We start from the raw sequence: 15,106 nt of genomic DNA on the forward strand, positions 1-15,106 counted from the left end.
GCGGTTATGTCCGCGCGACGTGATTAACCATTAATACAGACCAAAGCATAAACCAGGGTCATAGAATTCACCTTTTACACCTTCTCAATCTGTACCAGATTGGTGTGCTGCGGGTTGCCTTTTGCCAGCGGTGACGGGCGGTGCGTGGTCAGGGTGTTGATACACGAGCCGTGGTCGATACGATCGCCATTCATATTGGCATCGTGCCAGGCTCCCTGGCCCATAGCGCTTACGCCTGGCATGATGCGCGGCGTGACTTTCGCTTCTATTCTCACCTCACCGCGATCGTTAAAGACGCGCACCGTATCGCCGTTTTTAATGCCACGCTTCGCGGCATCAACGGGATTCAGCCAGACCTCCTGGCGGCAGGCCGCTTGCAGCACGTCGACGTTACCGTAACTCGAGTGGGTGCGGGCTTTAAAATGGAAGCCAAACAGCTGCAGCGGGAACTGCGCGCGCTCGGGCGCATCCCAGCCGTCAAAGGTGGATGCATAGACGGGCAGCGGGCTGATGGTCTCATCTTTTGCCAGCTCCCAGGTCGCCGCAATATCAGCCAGCTTGCTGGAATAAATTTCAATCTTGCCTGAGGGCGTTTTAAGCGGGTTGGCTTCCGGGTTCTCGCGGAATTTTTTATAGGCCACAAAGTGTCCGTTCGGATCTTTGCGCTTATAGATGCCCATTTTTTTCAGCTCGTCATAGGACGGCAGTGTGGGATCTTTTGCGAGCATTTTGGCATACAGATACTGCAGCCACTCTTCCTGCGTTCGCCCTTCGGTAAATTTCTGATGGATATCCGGTCCGAGGCGTTTCGCCACTTCGCTCATGATCCAGTAGATAGGCTTGCGCTCAAACTTCGGCGCGGTCACGGGCTGGAGAAAAATCAGGTAACCCATGTTCCCGGCGTAATCGTTAGGGATAATGTCTTCCTGCTCGACGGTCATTAAATCTGGCAGCAGGATATCGGCGTATTTCGCCGATGAGGTCATAAAGTTGTCGATCACCACGATGGTTTCGCACTTGCTTTCGTCCTGCAGAATATCGTGGGTTTTATTGATATCGGAGTGCTGGTTAATAATGGTGTTGCCCGCGTAGTTCCAGATGAACTTAATTGGCACGTCCAGCTTATCTTTACCGCGCACCCCGTCGCGCAGAGCGGTCATTTCCGGGCCGCGGGCGATGGCGTCCGTCCAGCTGAAGCAGGAAATTTGCGTTTTGACCGGGTTTTCCGGCAGCGGCATACGTTCGATAGTGATGGTGTAGGTCGACTCACGGGCGCCGCTGTTGCCGCCGTTGATCCCCACGTTGCCGGTCAGAATCGGCAGCATCGCGATGGCGCGGGAGGTCAGTTCACCGTTCGCCTGACGCTGTGGTCCCCAGCCCTGGCAGATATAGGCCGGCTTCGCGGATCCAATCTCGCGGGCCAGTTTAATGATGCGGTCTGCAGGAATGCCGGTGATGCGCGAGGCCCACTCCGGCGTTTTCGCCGTGTTGTCCTCACCCTGGCCGAGAATATACGCTTTATAGTGACCATTCGCGGGGGCACCTTCCGGCAGCGTTTTTTCATCGTAGCCAACGCAGTATTTGTCCAGGAACGGCTTGTCAACCAGGTTTTCGTCGATCAATACCCAGGCAATCCCCGCCACCAGGGCGGCATCGGTACCCGGACGGATCGGGATCCACTCGTCTTCGCGTCCGGCTGCCGTATCGGTGTAGCGCGGGTCGATGACAATCATGCGTGCGTTAGAACGCTCGCGGGCCTGCTCCAGATAGTAAGTAATCCCGCCGCCGCTCATGCGCGTTTCCGCCGGGTTATTGCCGAACATCACCACCAGTTTGGTATTTTCGATATCCGAGGTGCTGTTGCCGTCATTGCTGCCGTAGGTATAAGGCATCGCGCAGGCGATTTGCGCCGTGCTGTAGGTGCCGTAGTGGCTCAGGAAACCGCCGTAGCAGTTCATCAGGCGCGCCACCAGCGAAGCGTAAGGGGAGGAGCGGGTGATATTGCCGCCGACAATCCCGGAGGAGTAATTAATATACACCGCTTCGTTGCCGTACTTACTGACCACGTCTTTCAGGCTGGCGGTGATGGCGCTCAGCGCTTCGTCCCAGCTGATGCGCTCGAACTTGCCTTCACCCCGCTTACCCACGCGTTTCATCGGGTAGTTCAGACGGTCAGGGTGGTTGATGCGGCGGCGAATGGAGCGCCCGCGCAGGCAGGCCCGCACCTGGTGATTGCCGTAGATATCCTCACCGGTGTTATCCGTTTCGACCCAGTACACTTCGTCATCGCGGACGTGCAGACGCAGCGCACAGCGGCTGCCGCAGTTGACCGAACAGGCGCCCCAGACCACTTTATCTTCTGCCGGTTTCATTGCATTTTGTACCGCGGCTGCGGCGCTTTTCAGTCCAAAAGGCAACGAAATTCCGCCAGCGGCAAGCGCCAGAGAACCTATCGCCGTAGATTTCACGAGTGTTCGACGGCTAATCCCGCCGTGATGTTCGATATCGGACATGGCTCACCCCACCATTGTGATTACATATTATTTTTCCCGAAACGATAACCGGGCTAATGATGGGGTGAGTGTTACTTATTTGGAGGTATTAAATATTAATCCTTGTCAAATCAAAGGGGATTGACGGTGATTTACTGAGGTTCAGCCGGTGCATTATCCTGATTGCCGGCCACCGCCCCGCTGCCCGTACGGGTGTACAAAATTTTAAAGGTGTCGTTGGCACAGTGGCCCACCACCTGAGCGTCCGGCTGGTCAGCCTGATCGTTCGGCACAATGTTCAGCGTAAAACCTGACTCCGGCACGCCGTTGTTGATGATCTTCTGCTGAATGTCGCTTTTCACGCGCTCGCAGGAGTCCGGTGCCGCCAGCGCGGCCGTTGAGGCACTCATTAACAGCAGGGCGGTAATCCAGGGTAACCGTTTCATCTGTAGCTCCTTTTCTCTGTGTAGAGATTAATTTTAGCAGGCTTCGTGTAAACAACTGTATTTGCTAATATGATTGGGAATAATCTCTCTGTATTGGTAAAGAATGTGAAGAAATATGCAGCGATAACGCTCCTGGCAGCTACTCTCGCAGGGTGTGATAACAACTCCGCGCCGCTGTCGTTTACGCCCGAGATGGCGAGTTTTTCGAACGAATTTGATTTCGACCCTCTTCGCGGCCCGGTCAAGGATTTTACCCAGACGCTGTTCAACGAGAAGGGTGAAGTGTCCAAACGAGTCACCGGCACTGTGTCGGCGGAAGGGTGTTTCGATACGCTGGAGCTGCACGACCTGGAGGCTAACACGGGCGTAGCGCTGGTGCTGGATGCCAACTACTACATCGATGCAGAAACCCAGCAGCGTAAGGTGAAGCTGCAGGGCAAATGCCAGCTGGCCGAACTGCCGTCAGCTGGGGTGACGTGGGATACCGACGACAACGGCTTCGTGGTGGCCGCACATGGTAAAGAGATGGAGGTGAAGTACCGCTACGATGCGGATGGCTACCCGCTGGGCAAAACCACCGTCTCCGGGGATCAGCATTTATCGGTACAGTCGACGCCGTCTAAGGATCTGCGCAAAAGAATGGATTACTCGGCCGTGAGCCTGTTAAACGATAAGCCGCTGGGCAACGTGACGCAGAGCTGCGACTACGATCGCCACAATAACCCGGTGAGCTGCGATCTGACGATCACGGACGACAGCGTCAAACCCGCCGTTGAGCGCAAGTACACCATCAAAAACACGATTGAGTATTACTGAGAATGAAACCGCGCAGGCTACTGCGCGGTTGGTTTCAGCAGGCTGGCACCTGACGGCTTGTGACCGGCCAGATGCTGATGCTGGAAAATGCACATGCGGATGGTATTCCGGTATTCACCATTGATAAAGAACTCATGAATCAGCTCGCCTTCTACCATAAAGCCCAGCTTGCGGTAGATATGGATCGCTTTTTCGTTCTCTTTATCCACGATCAGATAAAGCTTGTAGAGATTAAGGACGTTGAATCCGTAATCCATCGCCAGCTTCGCCGCCCGGGAGGCCAGGCCTTTCCCCTGGTGCTCCGGCGAAATAATGATCTGGAACTCCGCCCGGCGGTGAACATGGTTGATCTCAACCAGCTCCACCAGCCCGGCTTTGTCGCCTTCACACTCCACCACAAAACGACGCTCGCTCTGATCGTGAATGTGCTTGTCGTAAAGATCCGACAGCTCGACAAAGGCCTCGTACGGCTCTTCGAACCAGTAGCGCATCACGCTGGCGTTATTGTCGAGCTGGTGGACAAAGCGCAGGTCTTCACGCTCCAGCGGCCGGAGTTTTACGTCACAGGGCGCCGACATTATGGGGCTACCGTACGACCAGTGCGGCGATCCAGGCAGCGCAGGGTGTTCGGCTCCCAGTAGGCATTGACGTTCGCACTTTGCTGACACTTATCGCGTGCGTCAAAGGCGACATCTTCTTTGTCCCATTCTTTTTCAGCACGTTTGTTGACCTTCTGACGAAGGCTGCGGGTGTCATTCCATTGTTCTTTGTCCATCGCGGCGTTCTGGCGGCTTTGCGCGCTGTCACCAGACTCAATAATGAGCTTGCTGGTTTCCGCTGTCGCAGAGGCGGCAAAGGCGAACGATGACAGCGCCAGCAGGGCTGTCAGACAAAGGCGTTTGCTTAATGTAGTCATAGCGTTTCCTTTTAAATGGGTGCAGATGAGCAAGTTTCCCCGTTCAGATTCTACACCAAAGAGCAATAACGGCATACCCGCGACACGGGTATGGAAAAGTAAAAGATATCTTCAGGTACGCTGCCTAAATGAATCGTCACCTGAAGTGAAACAGGCACAAAATGATGGGTTTTAGGGGGACGAGCAGGCGACCGTTTTTGTGATCGTTAGCCGATTTTATGATCATCATACTTGTATGGTAGTTATATGAGTGGGTAAATTTCCGTCATCACAACGAACGATGTAAGGAAAGGAATTATGAAGATTGTCGCGGCTGACGTGTTTGTTACCTGCCCGGGGCGGAACTTTGTCACCCTTAAAATCACTACCGATGAAGGGATCGTTGGCCTCGGTGACGCCACGCTGAACGGGCGTGAGCTCTCCGTTGCTTCCTACCTGAAAGATCACCTCTGCCCGCAGCTGATTGGCCGCGACGCGCACCGTATCGAAGATATCTGGCAATTCTTCTATAAGGGCGCCTACTGGCGCCGCGGGCCGGTCACCATGTCGGCAATTTCCGCCGTGGATATGGCGCTCTGGGACATCAAAGCCAAAGCGGCCAATATGCCGCTCTATCAGCTGCTGGGCGGCGCATCCCGTGAGGGCGTAATGGTCTACTGCCACACCACCGGGCACACCATTGACGACGTGCTGGAAGATTACGCCCGCCATAAGGAGATGGGCTTTAAGGCGATCCGCGTCCAGTGCGGCGTGCCGGGTATGAAAACCACCTACGGCATGGCTAAAGGGAAGGGGTTGGCCTACGAGCCCGCCACCAAAGGCGACTGGCCGGAAGAGCAGCTCTGGTCCACCGAGAAATACCTCGATTTCACGCCAAAACTGTTTGACGCGGTGCGCAGTAAATTTGGCTTCAATGAGCATCTCCTGCATGACATGCACCACCGCCTGACGCCCATCGAAGCGGCGCGCTTCGGCAAGAGTATCGAAGCGTTCCGCATGTTCTGGATGGAAGACCCAACGCCTGCGGAAAACCAGGAGTGCTTCCGCCTGATCCGCCAGCATACCGTCACGCCAATTGCGGTGGGCGAGGTGTTCAACAGCATCTGGGACTGCAAGCAGCTTATTGAAGAGCAGCTTATCGACTATATCCGCACCACTATCACCCATGCGGGGGGGATCACCGGGATGCGCCGCATCGCGGACTTCGCGTCGCTCTATCAGGTGCGTACCGGCTCGCACGGCCCGTCCGATCTGTCGCCGATCTGCCACGCGGCCGCGCTGCATTTCGACCTGTGGGTGCCGAACTTCGGCGTGCAGGAATATATGGGATACTCCGAACAGATGCTGGAAGTCTTCCCGCACAGCTGGCGCTTTGATAACGGCTATATGCACCCGGGCGAGAAGCCGGGGCTGGGCATTGAGTTTGATGAAAAGCTGGCGGCGAAATACCCGTACGATCCGGCCTATCTGCCGGTGGCCCGTCTCGAAGACGGCACGCTGTGGAACTGGTAACCGAGGAGCGAACGATGAAAAGCGTAGTGATTCAACAGCCGAACCAGCTGGTGATTGAAGAGCGTCCGCGCCCGGAGCCAGGCGCAGGGGAAGTCCGCGTCAAAATCAAGCTGGCCGGGATCTGCGGGTCAGACAGCCACATCTACCGCGGGCATAATCCGTTTGCAAAATATCCGCGCGTGATTGGCCACGAGTTTTTTGGCACGATCGACGCCGTGGGCGAGGGCGTAGAACCGTCCCGGTTAGGGGAGCGCGTTTCGGTGGATCCGGTGATCAGCTGCGGGCACTGCTACCCGTGCTCCGTCGGCAAGCCTAACGTCTGCACCTCGCTGGTGGTGCTGGGCGTCCACCGCGACGGCGGATTCAGCGAATATGCCGCCGTGCCCGCTAAAAATGCCTGGCGCATCCCGGATGCGATCCCGGATAAACACGCCGTGATGGTTGAACCTTTCACCATTGCCGCCAACGTGACGGGGCAGGCTAGCCCTACCGAACAGGACGTTGCGCTGATCTACGGTGCAGGGCCGATGGGACTGGTCACCGTACAGGCACTGAAGGGCGTCTACAACGTGAAGCAGGTTATCGTCGTCGACAGAATCAATGAGCGTCTGGCCATGGCCCAGCGCAGCGGCGCGGACTGGGTCTTTAATAACGGCGAAACGTCGCTGCAGGCCGCGCTGGACGAAAAAGGCATCAAGCCGACGCTGATTATTGATGCCGCCTGTCATCCGTCGATTTTGCAGGAGGCGGTCACCCTGGCTTCCCCGGCGGCGCGCATCGTGCTGATGGGCTTCTCCAGCGAGCCGAGCCAGATAGCCCAGCAGGGGATTACCGGTAAAGAGTTGGCGATCTTCTCCTCGCGCCTCAATGCCAACAAATTCCCGGTCGTCATCGACTGGCTTGAAAAAGGGCTGATCGACCCGGAAAAACTGATCACCCATACCTTTGACTATCACCATGTAACAGACGCCATCGAACTGTTTGAAAAAGACCAGCGGCAGTGCTGCAAGGTTTTACTGACGTTCGGGCAATAACCCTACACGCGGTTAAGAGCCCGCGAAGACGGGCTCTCAGTGGTACGCATCTTACCTTTTAGAGATAGCCATTATGACGCAAGCACAACCTCAAAGAACCACCTCAGATCTGGTGAAAGCCGCCGTCTCCGGCTGGCTGGGCACCGCGCTGGAGTTTATGGATTTCCAGCTCTACTCGCTGGGGGCGGCGCTGGTATTTCATGAAATCTTCTTCCCGGAACAGTCGGCCGCGATGGCGCTGATTCTGGCGATGGGAACCTACGGCGCGGGCTACATCGCGCGTATCGTCGGGGCCTTTATCTTCGGCAGAATGGGCGACAGCATTGGCCGTAAAAAGGTGCTGTTTATCACCATCACCATGATGGGGATCTGCACCACGCTGATTGGCGTGCTGCCGACCTACGCGCAGATCGGCATTTTTGCGCCCGTACTGCTGGTGACGCTGCGTATCATTCAGGGGCTGGGCGCCGGGGCGGAGATCTCCGGGGCCGGGACCATGCTGGCGGAGTACGCCCCGAAAGGGAAACGCGGCATCATCTCCTCGCTGGTGGCGATGGGGACTAACTGCGGGACGCTGAGCGCCACGGCGATCTGGGCCATTATGTTCTTCGCCCTCGATCGTGAACAACTGCTCGCCTGGGGCTGGCGCGTGCCGTTCCTTGCCAGCGTCGTGGTGATGATCTTTGCCATCTGGCTGCGAATGAACCTCAAGGAGAGCCCGGTCTTTGAGAAAGTAAACGATGCAGAAACCGTGCAGCCGGACACCTCGCTGGGTTCAATGGTGAAAAGTAAATCCTTCTGGCTGGCGACCGGCCTGCGTTTCGGTCAGGCGGGCAACTCGGGGCTGATCCAGACCTTCCTCGCGGGCTATCTGGTCCAGACGCTGCTGTTCGATAAAGCGATTCCTACCGACGCGCTGATGATAAGTTCCATTCTCGGGTTTATCTCCATCCCGCTGCTGGGCTGGCTTTCCGACAAAGTGGGGCGCAGGCTGCCGTACATTATCCTCAATTTCTCCGCCATTATTCTGGCGTACCCGATGCTGTCGATTATCGTCGATAAGAGCTATGCGCCGGGGACAATCATGCTCTCGATCATCGTTATCCATAACTTCGCCGTGCTGGGGCTGTTTGCGCTGGAAAATATCACCATGGCGGAGATGTTTGGCTCGCGAAATCGCTTTACCCGTATGGCTATCTCCAAGGAGGCGGGCGGTCTGGTGGCGGTGGGCTTTGGCCCGGTACTGGCGGGGATTTTCTGCAATATGACGGGTTCCTGGTGGCCGATTGTAGCCATGCTGGTGGCTTATTCCGTGATTGGGCTGGTTTCGGCGTTCCTGATGCCGGAAGTCCGCGACCGCGACCTCAGCGCGGCTGAAGATGCCGCCGAGGCCGCGCCGAAAGAGCGCGTGGGTTACGGCGCGGTTTCCACGCGACGCTAGCGGTTTATATCTTTCGTGACTTATCACACAACTTTTTGTTTATGTCACACCACCTGAGCAAAAGTTAATATAAATCAAAAACTCAAACGGCAGTATCAGTATGGTTGATGGCAGTAATTTTTTACCCCGACTGCCATTCTAGTTGGTGTAGTCAGCAGGCGCTGCCGCTCTGGACTGGGGGCGGCAGCGATCCACAGCTTTCTAATTAGCGAGTCTTAATCATGGAAAACACCTTATTACAGGCCAATGCGACGCTGCCTCAGTACGATCGCGACAGCCTTAAAGCACGCATTGTACATTTAGGCTTCGGCGCATTTCACCGCGCGCATCAGGCGGTGTATGCGGACATCCTCGCGGCTGAACACGGCAGCGACTGGGGCTATTGTGAGGTTAACCTGATTGGCGGCGAGCAGCAGATTGCCGACCTGAAGGTGCAGGATAACCTCTACACCGTAGCGGAAATGTCTGCCGATGCCTGGACGTCCCGCGTGGTTGGCGTAGTCAAAAAGGCCCTGCACGCGCAGGTCGACGGGCTGGAAAGCGTGCTGGCGGCAATGTGTGAACCGCAGGTGGCGATTGTCTCGCTGACCATCACCGAAAAAGGCTACTGCCACTCTCCGGCAACCGGGCAACTGATGCTCGATCATCCTTTCATCGTTGCCGACCTGCAAAACCCGCATCAGCCGAAATCTGCGCCGGGCGTGGTGGTGGAAGCGCTGGCGCGCCGTAAAGCGGCAGGGCTGCCCGCGTTTAGCGTGATGTCCTGCGACAACATGCCGGAGAACGGTCACGTGATGCGCAACGTCACCTGCGCGTACGCCCGGGCGGTAGACGGCGAGCTGGCGGACTGGATCGAGGCTAACGTTACCTTCCCGTCAACCATGGTGGACCGCATCGTACCGGCGGTCACACCCGATACGCTGGATAAAATCGCGCAGCTGACCGGCGTACGCGATCCGGCGGCGGTGGCCTGCGAGCCGTTCCGCCAGTGGGTTATCGAGGATAACTTTGTGGCCGGGCGTCCGGAATGGGAAAAAGCCGGAGCCGAACTGGTTTCAGACGTGATCCCGTTTGAAGAGATGAAGCTGCGCATGCTCAACGGCAGCCACTCTTTCCTGGCCTACCTGGGCTATCTGGCGGGTTATCAGCACATCAATGAGTGTATGGAAGACGAACACTATCGCGTCGCCGCGCACGCGCTGATGCTCAACGAGCAGGCGCCGACCCTGAAAGTGAAGGGCGTCGATTTAGAACGCTACGCTGACCTGCTGATCGCCCGTTACAGTAACCCGGCCCTGCGCCACCGTACCTGGCAAATTGCGATGGACGGCAGCCAGAAGCTTCCGCAGCGGATGCTGGATCCCGCGCGCTGGCACCTGGTGCACCAGACGCCTTTCCCACTGCTGGCGCTGGGCGTGGCTGGGTGGATGCGCTATGTCGGCGGCGTGGACGAGCAGGGTAACGCCATCGACGTGAGCGATCCGCAGCTGGCGGTGATTCAGGCGGCGGTGAAGGGAAGTGCCGAAGGGGAAAGCCGGGTTAACGCGCTGCTCGGCATTGAGGCCATTTTTGGGAAAGAGTTGCCGCGAGAAAAAGCCTTTACAGATGCCGTGATGAGCGCGTATCAGACGCTGCTGCAGAAGGGGGCAAAGACCACGGTGGCGGAGTACGTGTCCCACCTGTAATTCAACACATGCCGCCGTTCGCGGCGGCATGTTGGCGCACAATTTAGTGCATACCCAGACGAATCAGTTCAATTGGTTCGAACTTACCTTCGCATCCTTCCACTTCCACCGTTTTGCCACGGCGCACCTGCGCGGCATCCAGCCCGTCGCTGTGGATCGCCTTAATCACGCCGGTTTTGCCGGTGCCGCTAATCATGACGCGGCTGCCGGTGGTGATTGCATTGCGGTTACGGTCGTATGTCATCATGGTATTTTCTCCTCTCTAAACTATCCGTTACGGCGCTATTTCAGGTTTTGCCGTTCACGGGGCACTATAAATACGCCTGTCTGCCAGTCATGTTTTTGTTTTTGATCAAACTCACACTTTTTTCTTTATTACATGGGGCATTGACGCTTCACGACGGCAATTTACAAAGCAGACCGTAATTTTCACTTATTGATAGTTTCTACGGGGAAGCGTTGAGGATTGGTTTATATTCCCGATGCCATTCTGGTTGCAGGAAATAACCCTTCATCGGAATAAGGAGTCAGGCTTATGTATAAGAAGATTTTGATGCCTGTTGACGTGTTTGAAATGGATTTAAGCGACAAAGCGGTTCGCCACGCGGCTAACCTCGCGAAGGCCGAGGGCGCGTCGATTACCCTGGTCAATATTCTGCCTGCCAGCAGTCGGTCTCTGCTGCGCGGATTCAACGCCGATATTAAAAAGTTTGAAGAGTATATGAGCGCAGAATCCGGGAAGAAAATGAACGAGTTAAAACGACTGTTCGATATCTCCCCGGAGAATATTCACACTCTGGTTCGTTTTGGCAGCGTCCGCGATGAAATTATCAAGCTGAGCAAAGAAGGGGAATATGACGTGATTGTCATCGGGTCAAAAAAACCGGGCATCACCACTCATCTGCTGGGGTCAAATGCGGAATCTATTCTGCGCTACGCCACAATTCCGGTGTTAGTCGTTCGCTAATTACGGCGCCGCCCGCGAAAAGGGCGGCAAATATCACTCTTCGCTAAACCACTCGCTATTTTCCTGACGAATAAGCTGCACGGATTCGCCTATCTCCTGCAGATGCAGGGTCATCGCTTTTTCCACGCCGTCCGGGTCGCGTTTTTCCAGCGCGCTGAAAATATCGTGATGCTGGCGGAGCAGCATTTCCGGCGGGGAGACGTGATCGAGGCTCATGTAGCGCACCCGGTCAATGGTGGCCTTGATATTCTCGATGGTATCCCAGGCCAGCTGGCAGTCTGCAATTTGCGCCAGCTTCTGGTGAAACTCATCATCAAGCTGGAAGAAATCGTTGAGCTGTTTACGGTCAATCGCAATGCGCTGCTGATGCAGGTTTTGCTCCAGCAGGTAACACTGGTTGTCATTAATGAGCGTCGCGGCACGGCGCACCACAGCGCATTCAATCGCCTGGCGTACGAAACAGCCGTTGCGCACCTGTGAGAGTGAAATTTTGTTCACGTAGCTGCCGCGCTGCGGGCGGATCTGAATCAGGCCGTTCTCCGCAAGCTTAATAAACGCTTCACGCACCGGCTGACGGGACACGTCAAAACGCACGGAGACCTCTTTTTCAGAAAGCGGCGTTCCCGGTGGGATCAGGCAATGGACAATATCACGTCGCAAAATGCGATAGATTTGCTGGTTTACGGGCTGGGTGGGATTGAGTTGCGATTCAGCGGCCATGAGTTGTCATTTCTCAGAGAGTTAGCCCGAACATACTACCATTCTTTTATGACCCGAAACAGACCCGGCCCGCGGGCCGGGAAGGGCTTATTTAGCCACGATGGACGCTAAGTCCGGCAAAACTCTGGCTGACCGGCATCATTTCCACGGTATTGATGTTGACGTGTTTTGGCAGCGTTGCGACCCACCAGACCGTTTCGGTGACGTCTTCCGGCGTCAGGGCGTTGGCGTTTTCGTAGGTTTTATCCGCTTTCGCATCATCGCCCTTGAAGCGCACGTTGGAGAATTCGGTGCCGCCTACCAGCCCCGGCTCGATATCGGTGACGCGAATGGCGGTACCGTGCAGGTCGGTGCGCAGGTTCAGGCTGAACTGGCGCACAAACGCTTTGGTCGCGCCGTAGACATTACCGCCCGCGTAAGGCCAGCTCCCGGCGGTAGAACCGATGTTGATAATGTGGCCGCGGTTGCGCTCGACCATGCCCGGCAGCACCGCGCGGGTCATGTAGACCAGCCCTTTGTTGTTGGTGTCGATCATGTTTTCCCAGTCTTCAACGCTGGCTTTGTGGGCAGGCTCCATGCCCAGCGCCAGACCGGCGTTGTTGACCAGCACGTCGATGGCACGCCACTCTGCCGGCAGGCTGGCAATCATCTCTTCAATGGCCGCACGGTTACGCACGTCCAGCTGCGCGGTCAGGATGCTGTCACCTAAATCGTCCTTCAGCTCCTGCAGGCGCTCCTGACGACGGCCCGTTGCAATCACCTTATGCCCGTTGGCGACGAAGCGACGCGTGATGCTTTCACCAAAACCTGCCGTTGCCCCGGTAACTAAAATAATCATCTCACTGTTCCTCAACGCTTTTTGTGTGGTACTAACATAGCACGCCCGCAGAGGGTGCGTTAAGGCAACATTTGTATGACGGCGTTGCAGGCGATGGCGGCCTGGCCTACTCTGGGAAGATATTCGTTCGGAGGAGTGAAAGATGACGGCCACCAACCCCTTTTTTGACATCAGCCTGCTGCCTTACCAGGCTCCCCATTTTGATACCATCAAAGACGAGCATTATCGTCCGGCCTTCGATGAAGCGCTTCGCCAGAAGCGGGCGGACATAGAGGCGATAGTCTCTCACACCGCTGCGCCAGACTTCACTAACACCGTGCTGGCGCTGGAGAAAAGCGGCGTCATGCTTGCGCGCGTCAGCAGCGTTTTCTTCGCCATGACCTCCGCGCACACTAATGCGTACCTGCAGGAACTGGAGGAGCAACTCTCCACCGAACTTGCCGCGCTGGCGAACGACATCTGGCTGAACGACACTCTTTTCGCCCGCGTCGAGAGCGTCTGGCAGGACCGCGCCGCGCTGGATGCCGAATCCCGTCGGCTGGTCGAGGAGACGTACCAGCGCTTTATTCTGGCCGGCGCGCGCCTGAATGAAGCGGAAAAAGCCGAGCTGAAGGCGCTGAATACCGAGGCCGCGTCCCTGACCAGCCAGTTTAACCAGCGCCTGCTGGCCGCTAACAACGCGGGCGGGCTGGTGGTGGATTACGCGCACCAGCTTGAAGGCCTTAGCGCCGAAGAGATTGCCGCCGCGGCGCAGGCCGCCGCGGAAAAAGGGCTTAACGACCGCTGGCTGATCCCGCTCCTGAATACGACACAGCAGCCTGCGCTAGCCGCGCTGCGCAATCGGCAGACGCGCGAAAACCTGTTCAACGCCGGCTGGACGCGCACCCAGAAAGGGGATGAAAACGACACCCGCACGCTGATCCTGCGCCTTACGGCGCTGCGGGCGCGCCAGGCCCGTCTGCTCGGCTTTGAGGATTACGCCAGCTGGAGCATCGCCGACCAGATGGCGAAAACCCCGGCCGCCGCGCTGGAATTTATGCGCGGGATTGTGCCCGCCGCGCGTGCCCGCGCGGAACGCGAGCAGGCCGATATTCAGAAGGTCATTGATGACGAGCAGGGTGGCTTCACCGTGCAGGCCTGGGACTGGGCCTTTTATGCCGAGCGCGTGCGTCAGGCGAAATATGCCCTCGATGAATCGCAAATTCGACCCTATTTTGCGCTCAATACCGTATTGCAGGATGGCGTATTCTGGGCGGCCAGCCAGCTGTTTGGCATTCGTTTTGTGGAGCGTTTCGACATTCCGGTTTATCACCCTGACGTCCGCGTATGGGAAATTTTTGACCATACCGGTGAGGGCATGGCGCTGTTTTACGGCGACTTCTTCGCCCGCGATTCCAAGCAGGGCGGGGCCTGGATGGGCAATTTCATCGAGCAGTCCTTTGAGTTTGCTGCCCGCCCGGTGATCTACAACGTCTGCAACTACCAAAAGCCGGGTAACGGCGGCGTCGCGCTTCTCTCCTGGGATGACGTGATAACCCTGTTCCACGAGTTTGGCCATACCCTGCACGGTCTGTTTGCCAGCCAGCGCTTCGCCACGCTGTCCGGTACCAATACGCCGCGTGATTTCGTTGAATTCCCGTCGCAAATTAATGAGCACTGGGCCAGCCATCCTCAGGTGTTTAGCCACTATTCCCGTCATTACGAAACCGGTGACCCCATGCCGGACGCGCTGCGGGAAAGCATGCTCAACGCAACCCATTTCAACAAGGGTTATGACATGACGGAGCTGCTGAGTGCGGCGCTGCTGGACATGAACTGGCACGGCATCAGCGAGGCCGTGTCGAGCGTTGAAGAATTCGAAGCCGCGGCGTTGAAAAAAGAGGGGCTGGATCTGCCCGCTGTACCGCCGCGCTATCGCAGCAGCTACTTTGCCCATATCTTCGGCGGCGGCTACGCGGCGGGGTATTACGCCTACCTGTGGACGCAAATGCTGGCGGACGATGGCTATCAGTGGTTCGTGGAGCAGGGTGGATTGACGCGTGAAAACGGGCAGAAATTCCGTGAGGCGATTTTGTCTCGCGGCAACAGCGCTGATTTAGCCGAACTTTATCGAAACTGGCGCGGACACGATCCGAAGATTGAACCGATGCTGGAGAATCGCGGGCTGAGCGCATAAAGTCACTTTTAGCTAAGAAGATAACCGGGCCTCGCGCCCGGTTTTTTTATAGGTCTGAAAGCC

14 protein-coding genes are annotated in these 15,106 nt (G+C 56.7%); 7 read left to right on the plus strand and 7 right to left on the minus strand.

The features are described 5' to 3' along the window. Positions 1–74 precede the first annotated feature (74 nt). Both ynfE and DG357_RS10495 read right to left on the minus strand, forming a co-directional pair. The gene (gene ynfE, locus DG357_RS10490) at positions 75–2,513 is read right to left on the minus strand and encodes a selenate/tellurate reductase subunit YnfE (RefSeq protein ID WP_088205370.1); all 2,439 of its coding nucleotides are present in this window, start codon (positions 2,511–2,513) and stop codon (positions 75–77) included. Between the two features lie 131 nt (positions 2,514–2,644). Next, entirely contained in the window at positions 2,645–2,938 is a 294-nt protein-coding gene (locus tag DG357_RS10495; RefSeq protein ID WP_088205371.1) for a DUF1161 domain-containing protein, read from the minus strand. Positions 2,939–3,007: 69 nt separating this feature from the next. Here DG357_RS10495 and DG357_RS10500 point away from each other — a divergent pair, with 69 nt between their 5' ends. Further along, complete coding sequence (locus DG357_RS10500) at positions 3,008–3,754, plus strand: YnfC family lipoprotein (RefSeq protein ID WP_032644870.1); 747 nt, start codon at positions 3,008–3,010, stop codon at positions 3,752–3,754. 17 nt (positions 3,755–3,771) lie between these two features. Here DG357_RS10500 and speG read toward each other — a convergent pair whose 3' ends face one another. Both speG and DG357_RS10510 read right to left on the minus strand, forming a co-directional pair. Next, positions 3,772–4,332 carry a spermidine N1-acetyltransferase gene (speG, locus tag DG357_RS10505; RefSeq protein WP_041910220.1) on the minus strand — a complete coding sequence of 187 codons (561 nt, stop codon included), beginning with the start codon at positions 4,330–4,332 and terminating at the stop codon, positions 3,772–3,774. Then, positions 4,332–4,670 carry a DUF1283 family protein gene (locus tag DG357_RS10510; protein WP_008502414.1) on the minus strand — a complete coding sequence of 113 codons (339 nt, stop codon included), beginning with the start codon at positions 4,668–4,670 and terminating at the stop codon, positions 4,332–4,334. The genes speG and DG357_RS10510 overlap by 1 nt, the downstream gene beginning before the upstream one ends. 297 nt (positions 4,671–4,967) lie before the next feature. On the opposite strand from DG357_RS10510, the gene manD reads away from it, so the two are divergent. The 4 genes from manD (at position 4,968) to DG357_RS10530 (ending at position 10,342) form a co-directional block, all read left to right on the plus strand. Next, positions 4,968–6,182, plus strand: coding sequence for a D-mannonate dehydratase ManD (manD, locus tag DG357_RS10515; RefSeq protein WP_028013004.1), 1,215 nt, complete (start codon positions 4,968–4,970; stop codon positions 6,180–6,182). 14 nt (positions 6,183–6,196) lie between these two features. Then, on the plus strand, positions 6,197–7,216 hold the full coding sequence (locus DG357_RS10520; protein ID WP_088205372.1) for a Zn-dependent oxidoreductase: 1,020 nt from the start codon (positions 6,197–6,199) through the stop codon (positions 7,214–7,216). Between the two features lie 73 nt (positions 7,217–7,289). Further along, on the plus strand, positions 7,290–8,657 hold the full coding sequence (locus DG357_RS10525) for an MFS transporter (RefSeq protein WP_088205373.1): 1,368 nt from the start codon (positions 7,290–7,292) through the stop codon (positions 8,655–8,657). A 221-nt stretch (positions 8,658–8,878) separates the two neighbouring features. Continuing rightward, the gene (locus DG357_RS10530) at positions 8,879–10,342 is read left to right on the plus strand and encodes a mannitol dehydrogenase family protein (RefSeq protein WP_088205374.1); all 1,464 of its coding nucleotides are present in this window, start codon (positions 8,879–8,881) and stop codon (positions 10,340–10,342) included. 43 nt (positions 10,343–10,385) lie between these two features. On the opposite strand, the gene ydfZ is transcribed toward DG357_RS10530, so the two are convergent. After that, positions 10,386–10,589 (minus strand): putative selenium delivery protein YdfZ, encoded by a 204-nt coding sequence (gene ydfZ / locus DG357_RS10535; protein ID WP_028013008.1) that lies wholly within the window; start codon positions 10,587–10,589, stop codon positions 10,386–10,388. A gap of 288 nt (positions 10,590–10,877) precedes the next feature. On the opposite strand from ydfZ, the gene DG357_RS10540 reads away from it, so the two are divergent. Next, positions 10,878–11,309 (plus strand): universal stress protein, encoded by a 432-nt coding sequence (locus DG357_RS10540; protein WP_049137926.1) that lies wholly within the window; start codon positions 10,878–10,880, stop codon positions 11,307–11,309. A 33-nt stretch (positions 11,310–11,342) separates the two neighbouring features. Here DG357_RS10540 and DG357_RS10545 read toward each other — a convergent pair whose 3' ends face one another. Both DG357_RS10545 and ydfG read right to left on the minus strand, forming a co-directional pair. Further along, positions 11,343–12,029 (minus strand): GntR family transcriptional regulator, encoded by a 687-nt coding sequence (locus DG357_RS10545; protein ID WP_028013010.1) that lies wholly within the window; start codon positions 12,027–12,029, stop codon positions 11,343–11,345. A 91-nt stretch (positions 12,030–12,120) separates the two neighbouring features. After that, the gene (ydfG, locus tag DG357_RS10550; protein ID WP_028013011.1) at positions 12,121–12,867 is read right to left on the minus strand and encodes a bifunctional NADP-dependent 3-hydroxy acid dehydrogenase/3-hydroxypropionate dehydrogenase YdfG; all 747 of its coding nucleotides are present in this window, start codon (positions 12,865–12,867) and stop codon (positions 12,121–12,123) included. 142 nt (positions 12,868–13,009) lie between these two features. Here ydfG and dcp point away from each other — a divergent pair, with 142 nt between their 5' ends. Next, positions 13,010–15,043 carry a peptidyl-dipeptidase Dcp gene (gene dcp / locus DG357_RS10555; RefSeq protein WP_088205375.1) on the plus strand — a complete coding sequence of 678 codons (2,034 nt, stop codon included), beginning with the start codon at positions 13,010–13,012 and terminating at the stop codon, positions 15,041–15,043. The last annotated feature ends 63 nt before the right edge of the window (positions 15,044–15,106 follow it).

The organism is Enterobacter bugandensis (assembly GCF_900324475.1).
GTDB classification, from domain to species: Bacteria; Pseudomonadota; Gammaproteobacteria; order Enterobacterales; family Enterobacteriaceae; genus Enterobacter; species Enterobacter bugandensis.